Below are 18,145 nucleotides of genomic sequence, written 5' to 3' on the forward strand. Positions count from 1 at the left end.
CGACGGCTACTCCGCCTTCATCTTCTCGTAGATCGCCTTGCACGTCGGGCAGACCGGGAACTTCTCGGGGTCGCGCCCCGGGGTCCATTTCTTGCCGCACAACGCCTTCACGGGCTTGCCGGTGAGGGCCGACTGCAGGATCTTGTCTTTCTGCACGTAGTGCGAGAAGCGCTCGTGATCGCCGGGTTCGATGGCCTCTTCATTCAGGAGCTTCTCGAGCTCGCGGTCGAGAACGTCGGTGCCGCCGCCCGGCGAACCGGGGTCGGCGATGCTCACGCGCACGGAGGAGGTCATGGGTTCGATTCTACGCGCGGATCGCGGCCGCGAGCATCTCGGGGCCTCGACGGTCGAACACGCGCCCGCCACCCCAGACACCCGCGACGAGCACGATGATGCCGAGCCCGACGCCCGACGCGAACGAGGCCGCGTGCCACGCCGGGTCGACGAAGATGCCGAGTGCGCCGAACGCCATCGCGGGCAACGCGACGACGAGCGTGCCGAGCATCGTGATCGATTGCACGAGGGCGGTGATGGTGCCGGTGGACTGCGGCTGCTGGAACGGGCTGTCGCCGGGCTTCACGGCGGGGTACGGGAATCTCGCCGACGTGATCGAGCCGACACCGAGGCCGGCGAGCAGCAGCGCGGTGCTCACCCCCAGAATCGATGGCAGCAGTCGCCAGTCGTTCAGGGCGAAGACGGTGACCGCACTGCCGAGGCCGATCACGAGCACACCGGCGATGAGCACCGGAACGAGTCGACCGACGCGATCGGCGACGCCGCGGACGCCCGACACCACGTGCAGCCAGATCGCCGTGGAGTCGTAGGCGGTGTCGTTGTGCAGGGTCCACCCGAGCAACAGGCACATGAGCGGAACGGGGATCAGACCGAGATACAGGTTCGGGATGCCGGCGAGGCTCAACGGCACCATGACGATCACGGGAGCGATCGGCACGATGACGAGGGAGACCCAGTACCGCGCGTCGCGGAACCAGTAGGTGAAGCTGCGCGCCGCGATGGCACCGACGGGTCCTTGCGGCAGCCGGTCGAACCAGCCGAGGCCGCGGTAGCTCTTGGCGGAGGCCTCGCGACCCGGGGTGACCAGCATCTTGGCGACGAGCGCCTGCCAGCCGAACCAGATGATCACGACGGTCGCCGCCGAGATCAGGAGCTTCACGATCGCGGCACCCCAGGCGCCGGCTGCGGCATCGCCGGGCACGGCGAACACCGCGCCGAGCGGCGTCCAGCCGAGCACGCCGGCGAGCGACTCCATCACCTGTGCGCCCGACGTCTCCCAGTCGACCGAGACGAGCACCACGATGAGCGGCGAGGCCATGACGATCAGCAGGAGCCCGAGCACCCCGCTGAGCTCGCGGGCGCGCCGCGTCGCGAGGAGCAGCGATGCGACGCCCGTCGACACCCGCGCGAGCAGCACGCACATGACGAACGCCAGTGCCGCGGCGATGATCGCGAGCAGCGTCTCGCCGACGCCGCGCGACCAGGTGACCACCGTGCCGAGGAGCACGATCGCGAGCACCAGTGCCGGCACGCCGATGACCGCTGCCACAGCGAGGCCCAGGGCGAGCGATCGATCGGGCAGCCCGAACATGGCGAAACGGCGCGGGTCCATCGTGTCGTCGACGCCGAAGATGAGCGGCAGGATGATGAACCCGAGCACGGTGACCGCGCCGGCCACCACGAATCCGTCACGGATCGCCTCGACGTCACCGACGAAGCGCAGCCCCACGAGGGTGGCGAACAGCAGTGCCGACAACCCGAGTCCGTAGATCAGCCCGATGACGATGCCGACGACCTGCCAGGGGCTTCGCCGGAAGATGTTGCCGAGCAGTCGCAGTTTCAGTCGGAGAAACTGTGCAACCATTCCATGCCTTCCGCAGCCTTGCGTCCGCCGGCGAGCTCGACGAATCGGTCTTCGAGGGTCTGCCCGGCGCGCACCTCGTCGAGGGTGCCCGCGGCGAGCACCCGCCCGGCGACGATGATGGCGGCCGAATCGCACACACGCTCGATGAGGTCCATGCCGTGACTCGAGAGCACGACCGTGCCGCCGCCGGCGACGTAGCGCTCGAGGATCTCGGTGAGGTTCGCCGCCGACACGGGGTCGACCGATTCGAAGGGCTCGTCGAGCACGAGCAGCCGCGGCGAATGGATCATGGCGCACGCGAGCGCGATCTTCTTCGTCATGCCGGCCGAGTAGTCGGCGACGAGGCGATCGACCGCGTCGTCGAGGCCGAATGCCGCGATGAGGTCGGCGCTGCGCTCGCGAACGGTGCGGCCGTCGAGGCCGCGGAGCACACCGGAGTAGTAGAGGAGCTGCGCGCCGGTCAGGCGGTCGAAGAGGCGCAGCCGGTCGGGCAGCACGCCGGTGGCGCGCTTGGCCGCCCGCGGGTTCGCCCACACGTCGATGTCGTGCACCCGCACCGTGCCGGCATCGGGCCGCAGCAGGCCCGTGGCCATCGATAGGGTCGTGGTCTTGCCCGCGCCGTTCGGGCCGACGAGGCCGAAGAACGAGCCCGCGCGAACCTCGAGCGTGATGCCGTCGACAGCGGTGTTCTCGCCGAACCGCTTCACGAGTCCGTCGATCACGAGCACCTTCGGGGCGTCGGGGCCGGGGCCGGTGCGCGCCGGGCGCAGCATGCGCTTCTTGCGGGCTGAGGACTTCTTGGGGGCCGCGATCACGGCGACGGCCTGCGCTGCGCTGCCGGATGGTGCGGCCGTCTTCGCGGAGGCCGGTGCGGCCGACGTTTCAGCGACCGGCGTTTCGGCGGGCGCGACGGTCTCGACCGGCGACTCCGCAGGCTCCACGACCTCGATCGCCGTGGGCGTCGCGTCGGCCACGACCGCCGCGGCAGCGACCTCGGGCGCCGTCACTGCGGCGCGCTTCGGCAGGCGCTCCACGGTCTGCTCATCGATCTCGGAGCGGGGGTTCGACGGCTCGGACACGGTCGCCGCCGCGGCCTCGGGCGCCTTGCGCGTCGGGCGCTCTGCGGCGGTGGTCTCGGTCGTGAGCGCCGCGGCCACTCGCTGCGCCTGTCGAGTGGATGCCGCAGTCGCAGCACGGCTGCTCGAGGCTGCCTGACTCTTCGCCGCCGAGGCCCGCGGCGCTCGTGCGGTCTTCGCCGCCTCGCCGCGCGCTGCAGCGGCCTTGGCCGACGCCGTTCGTGATGCCGCGGTGCGCTTCGACGCCGGCGGAGCCGCCGTCTCGCCGTCGGTAGCGGTGGCCGGGCCTTCGGTCGCTGGCGCCACTGCTGCACGCCTCGTCGCCGCACTCTTGGCCGCGGGCTTCGAGTCCGCGCTCTTCGCAGCCGCCGTCTTCGCGGCGGCAGCCTTCTCGGCCGCGGTCTTCGGAGCGGCGCTCTTCTTCGCCGCCGCGGTCTTCGCGGCGGCCGTCTTCGGGGCGGTCGAACGCGGACTCCGCGCGGGACGCACCGGCGTCGCCGCCGACGGCTCCGACTGGGACTCTCGCGTCTCGGTCGCCCCCGCGCCGGTGCCTTCGGCAGTTTCGTCGTCGTGTTCTGAGCGCGAAACGGAAGTCACCAAGACAACCTATCAACCAGCGCACGCAATTCGAGCCTTGCGCCGAGCCGATCCGCCGTAGCAAGCTGAAGATCACCTGAGCGCTACATCACGATCCCACTACGACCTCGTCCCCAGTTGGCGGGCCAAAGGTCGCTCTCGATATCCTGAAGACCGGCATAACGGCGTGTCCGAATGTGAACTTCCGGGTGAATTCCGGGCGAACCCTCGGCGACGAGGGCAAACGCCCGGGGCATCCGACCCACCGAAGGAGATGCAGTGAACACCCAGATCGTGATTCTCGCAGCCGGCATGGGGAGCCGGCTCGGGCGGTCCCTCCCCAAGCCCCTCACCGAACTCAGCGACGGCCGCACCATCATGCGCCAGCAGTTCGACAACATCGAGCACGCTTTCGGAGCGAACGCCGACGTCACGATCGTCGTCGGCTACAAGCTCGAGCACATCATCGAGGCGTTCCCGCAGGCGTCCTTCGTCTACAACGAAGAGTACGACCAGACCAACACCTCGAAGAGCCTCATGCGTGCGCTCGCGGCTTCGCAGCCGGGCGGCGTGCTCTGGATGAACGGCGACGTCGTCTTCGACCCGAGCATCCTCGACCGCGCGCTGCCGTTCATCGCGCGCGACCAGTCGATGGTCACCGTCAACACCTCGAAGGTGTCCGACGAAGAGGTGAAGTACACCACGAGCGCCGAGGGCTACATCAAAGAGCTCTCGAAGACCGTCAAGGGCGGTCTCGGCGAGGCGGTCGGCATCAACTACATCTCGAGCCGCGACAAGGCGACGTTCCTCGCGCACCTGCAGCGTGTGGGCGACCAGGACTACTTCGAGCGCGGCCTCGAACTCGCGATCGAGAAGAACGGCCTGCTCGTCGAGCCGATGGACATCTCCGACCTCTACGCGGTCGAGATCGACTTCGCCGAAGACCTCGAGCGGGCCAACCACTTCGTGTGACCTGCACCACAGCGACAGCAATAGCGAGAAGAGCGGATGCCACGAGGCATCCGCTCTTCTTCGTTTCACGAGTCTTCGTTCAAGAGCTCAGCGTGCGCGCGACGCCCGCCCTGCTCAGCGACGCGGCGATCACCCTGCCGATCCAGGTGAAGACGATCGGGCTCAGCCCGAACAGCGCGAGGTAGAGCACCCAGAACCACGGCGCGTAGTGCTCCGGGCCGAGCGCGATGAAGGTGCCGGCGGCCAGCAGCAGGCCGGCCGCTCCGGCCGCGACGTAGTAGAGCCACGGAGACCAGTTCTTGTAGCGCGTCACGAAGAACGGGAGTTCGAGGAGCGCGCCGACGAGCAGGCCCGTGCCGAGGAACCGCAGGATCCAATGGGGCGCGAACGCCGCGCCGACGAGGCCCGCGATGAATCCGGTGAGGATGCCGACGCCGGGGCGCTTCAGGAGCGCGAGGGCGATGGCGCTCGGCAGGAAGTGGGATCCGATGGTGATCCCGTAGAGCATCGGCGCGATGCCGGCGATGAGGCCGGCCGCATAGCCTGCACCGGCGGCGAAGAGGCCGCCCGCCACGCCGATCGCGGCGCAACTCAGAATCACGCGGGTGCTGGTGCGGTGCACGAGGCTCCTTCCGACTGGGCTCGGCACGTGCCACCCGTCTGGGTTCAAATCTACCCCGGCCGGGCATCTACGATGAGAGCGTGATGAGCACGGTCTCGAAGGCGTACGGCGACGCGCATCCGCTGCAGCGGACGCCGTGGGCGCGGTACCGCCATTCGCTCTGGCTGCTCACGACGCGCGACCTGAAGGTGCGCTACTCGACGTCGGCGCTCGGCTACGTGTGGTCGGTGCTCGACCCGCTCGTGATGGCGGGCATCTACTGGTTCGTCTTCACGCAGGTCTTCCAGCGGGTCGCAGGCACCGACCCGTACATCGTCTTCCTGTTGACGGCCCTGCTGCCGTGGATGTGGTTCAACGGCGCGGTCTCCGACTCGACGCGCGCCTTCCTGAAAGACGCGAAGCTCGTGCGATCGACGATGATCCCGCGCACCATCTGGGTGAACCGCATCGTGCTCTCGAAGGGCATCGAGTTCGTGCTGGCGCTGCCCGTGCTCGCGATCTTCGCGGTCGTCTTCGGCGCGACCATCGGGTGGCAGATCGTGTTCTTCCCGCTCGCCGTCCTGCTGCAGGCGATCCTCACCGCCGGAGTCGCGCTCATCGTCGCCCCGCTCGTCGTGTTCTTCCGCGATCTCGAACGCGCGGTCAAGCTGATCCTGCGCTTCCTGTTCTACGCATCGCCGATCATCTACGGCGTCTCGAACCTGCCCGAAGAGCTGCACGTGTGGGCGGCTTTCAACCCGCTCTCGGGTATCTTCGGCCTGTACCGCTCGGCGTTCTTCCCCGGCGAGCTCGACTGGTTCAACGTGGCGATCGCCGCCGTCATGTCGCTGGCGCTGCTCGCCATCGGTCTCCTCGTGTTCCGGTCGTCGGTTCGCCAGGTGCTGAAGGAGATCTGAGATGGATGCCACGACCGCCGTCGACGCACCGGCGTATGCGATTCGCACCACCGGGCTCGGCATCCGGTTCCGCCGCAACCGACGCGGCCGCCGCTCGTTCAAGGACCTGCTCGCGGGCCGACGTCGCCGCACCCGCCCCGGGGAGTTCTGGGCGCTGCGCGACGTCTCGATCGAGGTGCGGCCCGGTGAGGCGATCGGCGTGGTCGGGCGCAACGGGCAGGGAAAGTCGACGCTTCTGAAGCTCGTGGCGGGCGTCATGATCGCCGACGAGGGAACCGTCGAGGTCACGGGCGGTGTCGCTCCCCTCATCGAGATCACCGGCGGCTTCGTCGACGACCTCACCGTGCGCGACAACGTGTACCTGACGGCGGGCCTGCACGGCATGACGAACGCGCAGATCGATGCGAAGTTCGACGAGATCATCGAGTTCGCCGACATCGGCGACTTTCTCGACACGCCCTACAAGCACCTCTCGAGCGGCATGAAGGTGCGCATCGCCTTCGCCGTGATCTCGCAGCTCGAAGAGCCGATCATGCTCGTCGACGAGGTGCTCGCGGTCGGCGACAAGGCGTTCCGCGAGAAGTGCTACCGGCGCATCGACGAGCTGCTCGCCGGCGGCCGCACCCTCTTCTTCGTCTCGCACAACGAGCGCGACCTGCGCCGGTTCTGCACCCGCGGCCTCTACCTCGACAAGGGATCGCTCGTGCTCGACGGCCCGATCGACGACGTGCTCGACCGCTACAACGCCGAGCACGGCACGGCGTAGGCAACAGCACGAGACCGATGGTGGCTCGCCAGGCGAGCGCAACCCCCGCGGCTCGCCCAGCCGGCTCGCGTATCATCGCGGCATGCCCGATCGTGTGCACAGAATCACCTCGATGAACGCGAATGCCGCTCACGAGCCGCTCATCGAGCCGACGGCCGGCACGACCGCGAATTCGTCCACGAGCGACCCGGCCGGAGACCCGTCGGCCTCGCCGCGCGCCCACGGCATGGAGCGGGGCATCGATCGCGTGCTCTCGATCCAGCGGCCGATCGTGGTGGCGCATCTTCGCGCCATCCGTCGCCGCTCCCCTGGTGCCACGCCCGAGCAGATCGTGCGCATCCTCGAACGCCGCTACCTGGCCGCCGTCACGACGGGCGGCGCGGCAGTCGGCGCGACCGCGGTCATCCCGGGCATCGGCACGGGAGTGACGCTCGCCCTGTCGGGCGTCGAGACGGCCGGCTTCCTCGAGGCCACGGCGCTCTTCGCCCAATCGGTCGCCGAGGTGCACGGCATCGTCGTCGAGAATCCCGAGCGCGCCCGCGCGCTGGTCATGACGCTCATGCTCGGCAACGAGGGCGTCGATCTCGTGCGCCAGCTCGCAGGGCAGGCCGCGGGCACCGGCGTCGCCCGAAACGCGTACTGGGGTGAGCTGATCACCAACAGCCTGCCGAAGGCCGTCATGGGCACCGTCGTCGAGCGCCTGCGCAGCGTCTTCATCAAGCAGTTCGCGGTGCGCGGTGGCGCCGGCATCATCGGCAAGGCGATTCCCTTCGGCATCGGCGCCGCAATCGGCGGTGCCGGCAACAACATGCTCGGCCGACGGGTGCTGAAGCAGTCGCGACTGGCCTTCGGGCAGCCGCCGGTCGTGCTGCCGTTCGAGCTCGAACCGCGCGAGGGCGATTCCGTGCTGCGGGCGGCGGGCGTGCGCATGTCGCGGGTCGGCGAGGCGCTCGGCACCGCCGCGCGCGCGACCGGCCGCGGCATCGGCGAGGCCGGACGCGCCGTCGGCCGGGCCGCGAACCGCAAGCGTGCGATCGAGTCGGGAGATGCCGCTTCGGATGCCGCATCAGACGCCTCGGCGACAGGCGACGCGAGCACCGGCTCCGGCACGATGCCCTGACGGCTGACCTTCCAACAGGTCGGGGCTACGCCTCGAGCTCGTCGTCGTCGATCTCGCCGCCGCGCACGTCGGTCTCGTCGATCTCCACTTCGCCCGCGTGCAGTGCCGCGAACCGCTCCCACTCGGCCATCAAGTGGTCGATGACCCCGTGGAACCGTGCCGTGGTGACGCCCGGCGTGGTGTCGCCGAAGTAGCGCTCGACCCACACGCCGAGCCGCTCGAGTGCGGCCTCGTCGTGCGCGACCTCGTCGACGCGAGCGACCATCGCCGCGGCATCCGTCGCCTCGAGCCATTCGCACGCCTGCAGGTAGCCCGACACGTCGATCTGCGCCTCGGGGTTCGCGGGGCGGGTGATGAGCAGCGGCTTGCCGGCGGCGAGCCGGTCGTAGACCATCGCCGAGATGTCGACGATCGCGACGTCGGCCGCGGCGAGTTGCCAGCCGAGCTTGGGCCCGTCGTCGTAGATATGGTGTGCCGAGGCGTCGGCGGCGTTCGCGGCCGCGATCGCTGCGATGATCGCCCGGTTCGCCGCACCGTAGTCGGGGTCGACGACGCCCGAGCGCGGGTGCGGCCGGTAGACGACGCGGTGCCGCCCCGTGGCGAGGAGTCCGCGCACGAGCGCGACGCCGTGCGAGGCGATCGAGCCGTAGGCGGCTGCGTCGCGGTCGCCCTCCCATGTGGGCGCGTAGAGCACCACCTCGCGGTCGTCGGCCGGGTAGGGCAACGGCGCGCCGTCGAGGTAGTGGTCGGCCTGCGGCCTGCCGATCGGGATCGCGCGCTTGTCGAAGTCGTAGTCCCAGAGCACCTTCTCGAGCCGCGCCCGAGCGGCATCGCCGGCGATCAACGCGTAGTCGTAGGCCTTGAACTGGTTGGTGGTCATGTACATCTTGTCGGACTCGCCGTGATTGATGAACACGTGCCAGCGACGCCCGTAGCGCATCATCTGGAAGTTCTTGGCGTTCTGGTTCACGTAGAGGATGACGTGCAGGTCTTGCTCATGGATCACCCGCTCGAGGTCGGCGACCCGGCGCACGTAGGCGACCGGGAGCGGCGACTCGTCGAGCAGCGCGAGCGCTGCGCCCGAGGCGCGGCTCAAGAGCAGCACGGGGTGACGCTCGGCGAGTTCAGCGAGCGGTGCGTACCACTGCCGCAACTGGTAGAGGTTGACCTTGCCATCGGCGAAGTACACGCCGATGCGGAATCGGTGGGGCGGCAGCGGCTGCTGCTCGGCGAGCTTGACCCCGAGCGAGCGCTGGGCACGTCGAGACCACATGATGTCCTTGGCCAGCTTGACGGCGCGTCGCGCGTCTCTCCTCAATCCCACCGTCCAAGGGTAGCGAGGTGCGGCTGAGCGGATGCCTCGTGGCACCGGCATCGGCGGACTGAGAGCCGATCGTTACCGCGGGGCGTCAGATGACAGGCGGGCGGCCGGCTCGCGTCATGCGCCACACCGTGCGCCAGCGCATCGGACGACGCAGGCCCGGGTGCTCACGCCATCCGGCGCGCCATCCGCCGAACCACGCGCGAAGAGCGGCAGGCTGCCGTGCCCAGCGCAGCACCTGGATCGCGGTCCACGAGCCGACGTAGAACGGCACGAGCACGGCAGGCAGGTTGCGGCGGGCGAGCCAGACCCGGTTGCGGGCGTTCAGTCGGTAGTAATACGCGTGCCGCGCGGGGTCGATGACCGGGTGCGCCGCCTCGAGGTCACCGGCGTACCAGGCGACGTGCCCGGTGTCCCAGACCCGCCAGGCGAGCTCGATGCCCTCGTGGGCGTAGAAGAACGGGTCGGCCCAGCCGCCGGTCGCGTCGAACACCGCGCGCGGCATGAGCACGGCGCCCTCCCAGCACGAGAAGACCGTGCTCGAGTGCGCAGCGTCGCCCTTGCGGATGCGCGGGATCCAGCGCCGCGGCGACACCTTGCCGGTCGGGTCGACGACCCGCGGCTGAAGCAGGCCCACCTCTGGGCGATCGGCGAGCACGCGGCATCCGTCGGCCAGAAACGTGTCGCTCGGCAGGAACGCGTCGTCGTCGAGGAAGAACAGCACCTCGCCGCGCACGAGTGGCACGCCGCGATTGCGGCCAGCCGGGATGCCGAGGTTCTCGGGCAGGTGCAGCGTCGTCACGCCCTCAGGCAGCGGGGGCGTCGAGGTCGCGGGGTCCCAGCCGTTGCCGACGCACACCACGTCGACGACGACGCCCTGCTGGTCGAGAACGCTGCGGATGCCACGAGCCAGGTCGTCTGGCCGGGTGCCCATGGTGAGCACCACGACGCCCACGCGGGGCGGCGTCGATGCCGCCTCGTCAGGTGCCCCGGCCCGGTCAGGAGCGGACACGACGTGACGCCATGATCGCGACGAAGTGCCCGACCACCGAGAGCAGCGCGAGCGGCAGCAGCACGACGAGCACGACGCGGTCGACGAGCGGCTGTCCGGCGATGAGGCCGACGACGGCTGCGGCGAACGCGATGAGCGTGAGCTCGACCGAGTGGTACAAGCGGTGGAACGGCAGGAACCGGGCCGCCTTGCGGAGCGTGGCGATGAGTCCGCCGCGCGGCGCCGTCTCGCCGTGCGTGTCGGCGAGCTTCGTGAGGCCCGCGTTGGCACGTGCGACGTGCACCATGTCGTTGAGCGCCTTGTTGAGCACGATCACGAGCGCGAGCAGCGCCGCGATCGTGGTCCAGAGGAAGTCTTCGGGGAAGACGAGCGGGTAGGCGGCGGCACGGATGCCGAACGCGAGCGGAATGAGCGCCTCGGTCGTGTAATGGCCCACCTTGTCGAGGAACACGCCGGCCGGAGATGAGGTGCGCCGCCAGCGCGCGACCTCGCCGTCGCAGCAGTCGACGAGCATCTGCAGCTGGCCGAGCACCACGGCGAGGAGCGCACCCCAGATGCCGGGGATGAGCAGCGCTGCGGCCGTCGACCAGCCGACGAGGATCATCAGCCCCGTCACGCCGTTGGCCGAGATCGAGGTCTTCAACAGCACCCAGGTGAGGTAGGGAGAGAGGTTGCGCAGGTACAGCGACGCCGTCCAGTGCTCGGCGTTGCGACGCCCGCGAACCTCAGGGGGCTGCGTCACCTCGCGGAGCTCGGCGATCGACCTGGGTCTCGTGGTGACCGGACCTGTTCGTGACATCCGCGTCACCTTCCCGTGTGCCTGGCGATGTTGCTCGTCAGCGAGAGGTAGCCGAGCACGAAACCCGCACCCCACGCGACGTGTATGCACGGCAACACTACGAGAAACCAGACGGCGGTGCTGGCACCGCGCCCGCGGCCGTAGGCGAGCATGGCCGCCACCACGAAGAGCAGGTAGACGATCGGCGCCGCGAACCCGAGCAGCAGCCACGGCGGCGCACCGATGGCGGCCTGCACGAGCCCGGCGATGCCGGCCAGGAGGCCGAGCGCCACGCCGATCACCATGACCGGCGGCACGAAGTAGCGGATGCCGTTCGCCGACGGGAACCGGCGTGCGAGTTCGCCGCGCCAGAGTCCGGTCGAGAACATCTGTCGTGCGAGCCGATCGAGCGAGGATCGGGGCCGATAGGTCACGCCGAGCCTCGGCGTGAACCACACGACGCCGCCGGTCTCGCGCAGGCGCCGGTTCAGTTCCCAGTCTTGGCCCCGCTTGATGCTCTCGTCGAAGAGCCCGACTCGCAACAGGGCTGAGCGACGGAAGACGCCGAGGTAGACGGTGTCGGCAGGGCCGGCTGAGCCGCCGACATGGAACGCCGAGCCGCCGAGGCCGACCTTGGTCGTGTAGGCGAGGGCGACAGCGCGTTCGAACGGCGTCTCGCCCTGGGCGTCCATGATGCCGCCGACGTTGTCGGCTCCCGTGCGCTCGAGCTCTTCGACCGCGATGCGCGCATAGTCGGTCGGCAGCATCGAGTGCGAGTCGACGCGCACGACGACGGGGAACCGCGCGGCCGTGATGCCGATGTTCAGGCCGGCCGGCGTCGACCCCACCTCGTTGTCGAGCACCCGCACGCGCGTGTCTCGAGCAGCCAGATCGGCCACGAGCTCACTGGTGCCGTCGATCGACGGGCCGAGGGCGATGAGCACCTCGACGGGGCCTGCGTAGTCTTGCGCGAGGATCGACTCGACGGCGGCGCGAACATGCGTTGCGTCGTTGAGCACCGGCATGACGTACGAAACGCCGAGGAGCGGCTCTTGCGTCGCTTCCGGGTGTTGCTCGGGCATGTTCCTCACTCGCGCTCGGGTCGATCGAGCCTAGCAGCCGGTTCCTGCGCCGTCGCGGTGGGCAGACGGCGACGGCGGGTCCGGATCCTCATGGATCCGGACCCGCCGTCTGCGCGTCGAGCGATCAGCCCTCGAAGGTGCCGAGCGTCACCGTGACGGTCTGCGACGAGCCGTCACGCGTGAACGTGACCTCGGCCTCAGCGCCGCCCGGCAGCGCACGCACCTGCGCCGTGAGGTCGGTCTGGTCGGTGATCGGCACCCCGTTGAACTCGGTGACGACGTCGCCCGACTGGAGGCCGGCCTTCGCTGCCGCGCCGTCGGCCGGCACCTCGGAGATGAGCGCACCGACGGTGTCGCTCGAACCCTCGGCCTCGGCCGACGTGACCGTCGCGCCGAGCAGGCCGTGGCTCGCCGAGCCGTCTTCGATGATGTCGTCGGCGATGCGCTTGGCGACGTTCGACGGAACCGCGAAGCCGACGCCGATGTTACCGGCGGTCTCGCCTTGCGCTGCGCCGCCCGTGGAGAGGATCGCGACGTTGACGCCGATGAGCTTGCCCTCGGAGTCGACGAGCGCACCGCCGGAGTTGCCCGGGTTGATCGCGGCATCCGTCTGGATGACCGGAAGTGCGACGCGCCCGGTCGCAGCGCTCGGCTGCTGCGGCTCGCCGCCCTCGGGGTCGGGCAGGTCGAAGAAGAAGTCGAACGGGCTGTCGGAACCGCCGTCACCCTGTTCGCCTTCGCCGCCCTGCTCGCCGCTGTCGCCCTGCGTGTCGTCGGGCGTCGCGGGAGCGGCCGAGGAGGCCACGTCGATCGAGCGGTTGAGCGCGCTCACGATGCCGTTGGTGACCGTGCCCGACAGGCCCAGCGGTGCGCCGATGGCGATCGCCGTGTCGCCGACGTTGAGCTTGTCGGAGTCGGCGAACTCGAGGGGAGTGAGCCCCGAGGCATCCGCGAGCTTGATGACCGCGAGGTCGGAGAGCGGGTCGGTGCCGACGAGCTCGGCCTCGTAGAGGTGGCCGTCGTTCGTCTTGACCTGGATGGTCGGTTCGCCGGTCGCGCCGTCGAGGGTCACGACGTGGGTGTTCGTGAGCACGTATCCGTCTTCGGAGAGGATGATGCCCGAGCCCGTGCCGCCGGAGTCGCCGCCCGCCACCGAGATCGTGACGACGCTCGGGCTCGCCTTGGCGGTGGCCGCGGTGATCTGGTTGACCGACTCGGTGTCGTTCACGACGATGTTCTGCGCGGAGTTCGCACTCTCGCTCGCGGGCGTGCCATCGCTGTTGGTCAGCAGTGCGGTGATGCCCGCGCCCGACGCGCCGCCGATGAGCGCGGCGGCGACGATCGCCGCGGCGACGCCGAGTCCGACGCGTCGCTGCTTCGGGGCTGCCGGCGCTGCGGCGTCTCCGTGGCCCGGGAGGCCGGTGAGCGGAACGGTCGGCTGCGTCTCGTGGGGCTGCGGGGCCGCCGGTCCGCCGAAGGCGGGCGGAACCTGGCCGGGCTGCGTGGTGGGCGCCGGCGCGGCCGGTGCCTGTGGTGCCGCGGATGCCGCGGGCGCGGGCTGGGCCGGCTGCTTCGTGTACTGGGGCGCCGAGTACGGCTGGGGCTCCTGGCCTGGCTCGTACACGGTGCCGGTGGCGGCGGGAGCCGGCGTCGGCGCCGCGGGGGCCGGTGCTGAGGTCGGAGCGGCGGGCTCCCCCGCCGCCGCAGCGTCGGAAGCCATGGGTGCTGTGGTGGGCTCCGCAGGGGCAGTGCTCGTAGCGTCTGCAGCGGTGCCGGTGACGTCGGCCTCGCGGGGCTCCCCCGCGGCGCCGTCTGTGGTGTCGGTCATGGTGTGCTCCTTCCAAGCGATGCCAGCATCTCGCCGCAAGCTGTGTGCCCGGTCGGCGGAGTCTATGACTCTGCTATCCCCGAGCCGGGATTCGTCCGAAATGCCGCCCGGGAGCGCGTCGCTGCCTGCGCCAGCGTACCCGGCGTACCCTCGCGTACGGTGAGAACGTGAGCGACTTCTCCCCCGATTCGGACCTCGCGCCCTGGCAGCGCACCGCGGCCGGCGCCGGCCTCCTCGCGCCCGACGGCACGATCGCCGCGACGATCTTCGCCGAGATGAGCGCGCTCGCGTCGCGGACCGGCGCGATCAACCTCGGCCAGGGCTTTCCCGACGAAGACGGCCCGCCCGAAGTGCTCGAGGCCGCCCGCCGGGCGATCGCCGACGGCGTCAACCAGTACCCGCCGGGCATGGGCATGCCCGTGCTGCGCGAGGCCATCGCCGCCCACCAGCGCCGCCGCTACGACATCGAGCTCGACGCGGCATCCGAAGTGCTCGTGACCGCGGGAGCCACCGAGGCGCTCGCCGCGACGATCCTGGCCTTCGTCGACACCGGCGACGAGGTCGTGACGTTCGAGCCGTACTACGACGCGTACGCGGCGATGATCGCCCGTGCGGGAGGCGTGCACCGCACCGTGCCCCTGCGCTGGTCGGTCGGGCAGGGGCACGACTGGCGCCCCGATCACGACGAGCTGCGCGCGGCCGTCACCGATCGCACGCGCATCATCCTCGTGAACTCACCGCACAACCCCACCGGAACCGTGCTCGATGCCGAGACGCTCGCGCTCGTCGTCGAGCTGGCCGAGCGACACGATGCGCTCATCGTCACCGACGAGGTCTACGAGCATCTCACCTTCGGTGTCGCCCACACGCCCATCGCGACGCTTCCCGGGGCCCGCGAACGCACGATCTCGATCTCGTCGGGCGGCAAGACCTTCTCGACGACCGGCTGGAAGATCGGCTGGGTCACCGCGCCGGCAGCGCTCGTGATGGCAGTGCTCGCCGTCAAGCAATACCTCACCTACGTGAACGGCGCGCCGTTCCAGCCGGCGATCGCGACGGGGCTGGGCCTCGCCGATGCGTTCTTCACGGATGCCGCCGCCGCACTCGCGGCCAAGCGCGACCTGCTCGCCGCGGGGCTGACCGCTGCAGGCTTCGCGATCTCGCTGCCGAAGGCCGGCTATTTCATCGTCGCGGATGCCGCGCCGCTCGGGTATTCCGACGGGGCAGCCCTCTGTCGTGAACTGCCGGGGCTGGCCGGAGTCGTCGGGGTGCCGGTCACCGCGTTCGCGCACCCCGAGCGCCACGCGGCCTACTCGAGTCTCGTGCGATTCGCCTTCTGCAAGCGGCGCGAAGTGCTCGAAGAGGCGAGCCACCGGCTGGCGGCGCTCAGCGTCAAGTGACGTTCAGCCCGGAGTGACGCTCAGCGCGGGGTGACGTCGAAGCGACGAAGCGCGAGCGCGGGGTTCACCCGGCGCACGGCGTCGATTCGCTCACGGGAGACCCAGGTCACTGCGACATCCGTCGTCTCACCGATCGTGACGAGCTCGACGCCCATCGGGTCGACGATCATGCTGTTGCCGGCGCCGACCGGCGGCGCGTGGTCGGCGGCGGCGACGTAGACCGTGTTCTCGAGCGCGCGCGCCGTGGTGAGTACGCGCCAGTGCGCCTCTTTGAGCGGCCCGCGCACCCACTCGGCGGGCATGCAGACGACGTCGGCGCCGGCGTCGACGATGCGCCGGGTCACCTCGGGGAACCTCGCGTCGTAGCAGGTCTGCAGACCGAAGCGGAGGCCCCGGGCCTCGAAGATCTCGGGCGCCTCGATCGCGCCCGGGGCGACCCACGCCGACTCCTGCTGCCCGAAGGCGTCGTAGAGGTGGAGCTTGCGGTAGCGGGCGACGATGCCGGTCACCGGGGCGACGGCCACGACGGTGTTGCCGACGCGCGTGCCATCGTCGCCGCTGAGCCGTTCGATCAGGCCGGCGACGAGGTGCACGTCGAACCGGTCGGCGAGCGCGGCGAGGTGCGCGGTGAACGCCCCGTCGAGCGGCTCGGCGGCGGCGAGCCAGTCTTCACCCGGTTCGGGCGTGAAGTAGCTCGAGTACTCGGGAAAGACGACGAGCTTCGCGCCGCGGGCGACGGCGAGCTCGGTGAGCCGGTCGATCTCGGCACGATTGCGTTCGGCATCGGCGTTCGGTGCGAACTGGGCGACGGCGATCGCGAGGTCGGCGGTGGCGCGCTGCATGCCCACAGCCTAGGCCGCGCGACCGAGGCCGGGCTCGAGATTGATAGGATCGTCGTCTGGCCAACCCCGAGGTTGGCGTGGTCGAGCCGCCGGAGGGCGCGCAACGATCCGGGCTGGAAACCCCGGAATTCATGCGTTCCTCCGCTGAAAGGTCGGCTACGCCCATGTCCAATTCCTCTTTCTCGTCACGACGCTGGTGGGTCCTCGTGATCCTCGCGCTGACGCAACTCGTCGTGGTGCTCGACGGCACCATCGTGAACATCGCGCTCCCCCAGGCGCAGCGCGATCTCGGCCTCTCCGACGTCGAGCGGCAATGGGTGGTCACCGCCTACGCGCTCGCATTCGGGGCATTGCTCCTGCTCGGCGGCCGCATCGCCGACTACTGGGGCCGCAAGCGCACCTACCTCGTCGGCATGGTCGGCTTCGGCGTGGCATCCGTCGTCGGCGGCATCGCCCAGACCGGTGGCGAGCTGATTCTCGCGCGGGGCCTGCAGGGCGTCTTCGCCGCCATGATGGCTCCGGCTGCTCTCGCCCTGCTGACCGTGACCTTCCCCGGTGGCCGTGAGCGCAACACGGCGTTCGCGGTCTTCGGCGCGGTCGCCGGCGCCGGCGCCGGCGTCGGCCTCGTGCTCGGCGGCCTGCTCACGGAGTTCGTCGATTGGCGCTGGTGCCTGCTCGTGAACGTGCCCATCGTCATCGTGGGGTTCGTGGCCGGCATGCTGCTCGTCACCGAGAGCAGGGCCGAGGGCGAGAACCGCTACGACTGGCTCGGCGTCATCACGGTCGCGCTCGGGCTCGGCTCGCTCGTCTACGGCTTCACGCTCGCCGAGGCGAGCTGGGTGTCGATCGGCACGATCGGCTTCATCGCCGGGGGCATGGTGCTGCTCGGGCTGTTCGTGTGGATCGAGTCGCGCGTCGCGCAACCGCTGCTCCCCCTTCGCATCGTGCTCGACCGGGTGCGGGGCGGCGCCTTCCTGCTGCAGGCCATCGCCGGCAGCGTCATGATCGGCGCCACCGTGTACCTGACGTTCCACCTGCAGATCGTGCTGGGCTTCACACCGCTGCAGGCCGGCCTCGCGAGCCTGCCACTCACGGTCGTGATCTCGCTCGTCGCGCCGATCGCGACGCGGTTGCTCTCTCGATTCGGCGCCCGCCCGCTGATGATCGGCGGACCACTGATCGCCGCGGCCGGCCTGTTCCTGCTGAGCTTCATCACCGTCGGCGGCGACTACGCCACGCAGGTGCTGCCCGCCCTCGTGCTGCTCGGCATCGGCATGGCGATGCTCTTCGTGCCGATGCAGAACCTCGCCCTGACCGGTGTCGCGGCGCACGACGCCGGCGCAGCGAGTGCCACGGCGAACGCGGCGATGCAGATCGGCGGCTCGCTCGGGCTCTCGATCTTCACGACGGCGTATGCCGCGGCAGAGGGTGGCGCGATCGTCACCGGCAGCGCGAGCCAGCTGGCCGCCTTCGTCGAGGGCTACTCCGCCGCCTTCGTCGCCGCCGGCGTCGCGATGCTCGTCGGCTGCCTGCTGGCGATCGTCTTCATCCGCACGCCGCGGCCCGAGGCATCCGTGACCGCCTCCGAGACCGCAGCAGCCATCGAGTGAGGTTGACGCTGCGAGCATGAAAAAAGAGAGCACCACGTGCTCTCCACTTTCAGAATATACGGGAGAGGGGGCCTTGCGGCAAGGCCCCCTCGCTGCCGCATACTGATCGACCGAGTTCCTGCATCCCGGAACTCGCGGCGTTCAGCACAAGGAGCAACCCCTGACCAACAGCGCATTCGCCCTGCCCGACCGTCTCTCCGTCAAAGCCGAACCGGCGCTGATCCTCGACGATGAGCGGCACTTCGCCGCCATCGAGCGCAGCCTCGAGCGTTCGATCACCGAGCTGAGCGACCGCCTCGACGTCGTTCGCCGGGAGACCGGCGGCATCGGCCAGGAGGCGATGGACCGCGACCTCGAGGTGCATC

Annotated in this window: 17 protein-coding genes; 6 read left to right on the top strand and 11 right to left on the bottom strand. The window is 70.0% G+C overall.

Annotated features, from left to right (window positions below; all coding sequences use genetic code 11):
* Positions 1-6 precede the first annotated feature (6 nt).
* The 3 genes from H521_RS0111695 to H521_RS0111705 are packed head-to-tail and all read right to left on the bottom strand — an operon-like array spanning position 7 to position 2,652.
* Complete coding sequence (locus tag H521_RS0111695; protein WP_022893209.1) at positions 7-294, bottom strand: DUF3039 domain-containing protein; 288 nt, start codon at positions 292-294, stop codon at positions 7-9.
* Positions 295-304: 10 nt separating this feature from the next.
* Complete coding sequence (locus H521_RS0111700; protein WP_022893210.1) at positions 305-1,879, bottom strand: hypothetical protein; 1,575 nt, start codon at positions 1,877-1,879, stop codon at positions 305-307.
* On the bottom strand, positions 1,855-2,652 hold the full coding sequence (locus H521_RS0111705) for an ABC transporter ATP-binding protein (protein ID WP_051159288.1): 798 nt from the start codon (positions 2,650-2,652) through the stop codon (positions 1,855-1,857). The genes H521_RS0111700 and H521_RS0111705 overlap by 25 nt, the downstream gene beginning before the upstream one ends.
* Positions 2,653-3,810: 1,158 nt before the next feature.
* On the opposite strand from H521_RS0111705, the gene H521_RS0111715 reads away from it, so the two are divergent.
* A complete protein-coding gene (locus H521_RS0111715; protein ID WP_022893213.1) occupies positions 3,811-4,503 on the top strand; it encodes a phosphocholine cytidylyltransferase family protein in 693 nt (230 codons plus the stop codon).
* A gap of 79 nt (positions 4,504-4,582) precedes the next feature.
* On the opposite strand, the gene H521_RS0111720 is transcribed toward H521_RS0111715, so the two are convergent.
* Positions 4,583-5,125: an ECF transporter S component gene (locus tag H521_RS0111720; RefSeq protein WP_022893214.1), complete on the bottom strand. Its 543-nt coding sequence runs from the start codon at positions 5,123-5,125 to the stop codon at positions 4,583-4,585.
* Positions 5,126-5,208: 83 nt separating this feature from the next.
* Between H521_RS0111720 and H521_RS0111725 the strand changes: the two genes are divergently transcribed.
* The 3 genes from H521_RS0111725 to H521_RS23050 all read left to right on the top strand — a co-directional run bounded on the left by H521_RS0111725 (position 5,209) and on the right by H521_RS23050 (position 7,907).
* The gene (locus H521_RS0111725) at positions 5,209-6,021 is read left to right on the top strand and encodes an ABC transporter permease (protein ID WP_022893215.1); all 813 of its coding nucleotides are present in this window, start codon (positions 5,209-5,211) and stop codon (positions 6,019-6,021) included.
* Between the two features lies 1 nt (position 6,022).
* Positions 6,023-6,787 (top strand): ABC transporter ATP-binding protein, encoded by a 765-nt coding sequence (locus H521_RS0111730; RefSeq protein ID WP_022893216.1) that lies wholly within the window; start codon positions 6,023-6,025, stop codon positions 6,785-6,787.
* Positions 6,788-6,899: 112 nt separating this feature from the next.
* Positions 6,900-7,907, top strand: a complete 1,008-nt coding sequence (locus tag H521_RS23050; RefSeq protein WP_211215501.1) for a hypothetical protein — start codon at positions 6,900-6,902, stop codon at positions 7,905-7,907.
* Between the two features lie 25 nt (positions 7,908-7,932).
* Here the strand turns inward: H521_RS23050 and H521_RS0111740 are convergent, their stop codons facing one another.
* The 5 genes from H521_RS0111740 to H521_RS23055 all read right to left on the bottom strand — a co-directional run bounded on the left by H521_RS0111740 (position 7,933) and on the right by H521_RS23055 (position 13,928).
* Positions 7,933-9,231, bottom strand: a complete 1,299-nt coding sequence (locus H521_RS0111740) for a membrane protein (protein ID WP_022893218.1) — start codon at positions 9,229-9,231, stop codon at positions 7,933-7,935.
* An 85-nt stretch (positions 9,232-9,316) separates the two neighbouring features.
* Positions 9,317-10,162 carry a glycosyltransferase family 2 protein gene (locus tag H521_RS0111745; protein WP_051159290.1) on the bottom strand — a complete coding sequence of 282 codons (846 nt, stop codon included), beginning with the start codon at positions 10,160-10,162 and terminating at the stop codon, positions 9,317-9,319.
* A gap of 64 nt (positions 10,163-10,226) precedes the next feature.
* The gene (locus tag H521_RS0111750) at positions 10,227-11,039 is read right to left on the bottom strand and encodes a CDP-alcohol phosphatidyltransferase family protein (protein ID WP_022893220.1); all 813 of its coding nucleotides are present in this window, start codon (positions 11,037-11,039) and stop codon (positions 10,227-10,229) included.
* A 5-nt stretch (positions 11,040-11,044) separates the two neighbouring features.
* Positions 11,045-12,100, bottom strand: a complete 1,056-nt coding sequence (locus H521_RS0111755; RefSeq protein WP_022893221.1) for a glycosyltransferase family 2 protein — start codon at positions 12,098-12,100, stop codon at positions 11,045-11,047.
* A 124-nt stretch (positions 12,101-12,224) separates the two neighbouring features.
* Positions 12,225-13,928: a S1C family serine protease gene (locus H521_RS23055; RefSeq protein WP_040424554.1), complete on the bottom strand. Its 1,704-nt coding sequence runs from the start codon at positions 13,926-13,928 to the stop codon at positions 12,225-12,227.
* Positions 13,929-14,095: 167 nt separating this feature from the next.
* Here H521_RS23055 and H521_RS0111765 point away from each other — a divergent pair, with 167 nt between their 5' ends.
* A complete protein-coding gene (locus H521_RS0111765) occupies positions 14,096-15,328 on the top strand; it encodes a pyridoxal phosphate-dependent aminotransferase (RefSeq protein WP_022893223.1) in 1,233 nt (410 codons plus the stop codon).
* A 20-nt stretch (positions 15,329-15,348) separates the two neighbouring features.
* Here H521_RS0111765 and H521_RS0111770 read toward each other — a convergent pair whose 3' ends face one another.
* Positions 15,349-16,170, bottom strand: coding sequence for a carbon-nitrogen hydrolase family protein (locus H521_RS0111770; protein ID WP_040424613.1), 822 nt, complete (start codon positions 16,168-16,170; stop codon positions 15,349-15,351).
* A gap of 164 nt (positions 16,171-16,334) precedes the next feature.
* Here H521_RS0111770 and H521_RS23060 point away from each other — a divergent pair, with 164 nt between their 5' ends.
* Positions 16,335-17,780 (top strand): MFS transporter, encoded by a 1,446-nt coding sequence (locus H521_RS23060; protein ID WP_169513988.1) that lies wholly within the window; start codon positions 16,335-16,337, stop codon positions 17,778-17,780.
* Positions 17,781-17,829: 49 nt separating this feature from the next.
* Here the strand turns inward: H521_RS23060 and H521_RS26435 are convergent, their stop codons facing one another.
* On the bottom strand, positions 17,830-18,144 hold the full coding sequence (locus H521_RS26435) for a hypothetical protein (RefSeq protein ID WP_022893226.1): 315 nt from the start codon (positions 18,142-18,144) through the stop codon (positions 17,830-17,832).
* Between the last annotated feature and the right edge of the window lies 1 nt (position 18,145).

Origin of the sequence: Agromyces subbeticus DSM 16689, assembly GCF_000421565.1 — a bacterium.
GTDB lineage: Bacteria > Actinomycetota > Actinomycetes > Actinomycetales > Microbacteriaceae > Agromyces > Agromyces subbeticus.

What these genes read in the sequence shown, in the direction of transcription:
- H521_RS23060 (WP_169513988.1), top strand. Translation starts at nt 16,335, where the DNA reads ATGTCCAATTCCTCTTTCTCGTCACGACGCTGGTGGGTCCTCGTGATC.
- H521_RS0111730 (WP_022893216.1), top strand. Translation starts at nt 6,023, where the DNA reads ATGGATGCCACGACCGCCGTCGACGCACCGGCGTATGCGATTCGCACC.
- H521_RS0111705 (WP_051159288.1), bottom strand. Translation starts at nt 2,652, where the DNA reads ATGCTGCGCCCGGCGCGCACCGGCCCCGGCCCCGACGCCCCGAAGGTG.
- H521_RS26435 (WP_022893226.1), bottom strand. Translation starts at nt 18,144, where the DNA reads ATGCACCTCGAGGTCGCGGTCCATCGCCTCCTGGCCGATGCCGCCGGT.
- H521_RS0111700 (WP_022893210.1), bottom strand. Translation starts at nt 1,879, where the DNA reads ATGGTTGCACAGTTTCTCCGACTGAAACTGCGACTGCTCGGCAACATC.
- H521_RS23050 (WP_211215501.1), top strand. Translation starts at nt 6,900, where the DNA reads ATGAACGCGAATGCCGCTCACGAGCCGCTCATCGAGCCGACGGCCGGC.
- H521_RS0111695 (WP_022893209.1), bottom strand. Translation starts at nt 294, where the DNA reads ATGACCTCCTCCGTGCGCGTGAGCATCGCCGACCCCGGTTCGCCGGGC.
- H521_RS23055 (WP_040424554.1), bottom strand. Translation starts at nt 13,928, where the DNA reads ATGACCGACACCACAGACGGCGCCGCGGGGGAGCCCCGCGAGGCCGAC.
- H521_RS0111745 (WP_051159290.1), bottom strand. Translation starts at nt 10,162, where the DNA reads ATGGGCACCCGGCCAGACGACCTGGCTCGTGGCATCCGCAGCGTTCTC.
- H521_RS0111725 (WP_022893215.1), top strand. Translation starts at nt 5,209, where the DNA reads ATGAGCACGGTCTCGAAGGCGTACGGCGACGCGCATCCGCTGCAGCGG.
- H521_RS0111750 (WP_022893220.1), bottom strand. Translation starts at nt 11,039, where the DNA reads ATGTCACGAACAGGTCCGGTCACCACGAGACCCAGGTCGATCGCCGAG.
- H521_RS0111770 (WP_040424613.1), bottom strand. Translation starts at nt 16,170, where the DNA reads ATGCAGCGCGCCACCGCCGACCTCGCGATCGCCGTCGCCCAGTTCGCA.
- H521_RS0111755 (WP_022893221.1), bottom strand. Translation starts at nt 12,100, where the DNA reads ATGCCCGAGCAACACCCGGAAGCGACGCAAGAGCCGCTCCTCGGCGTT.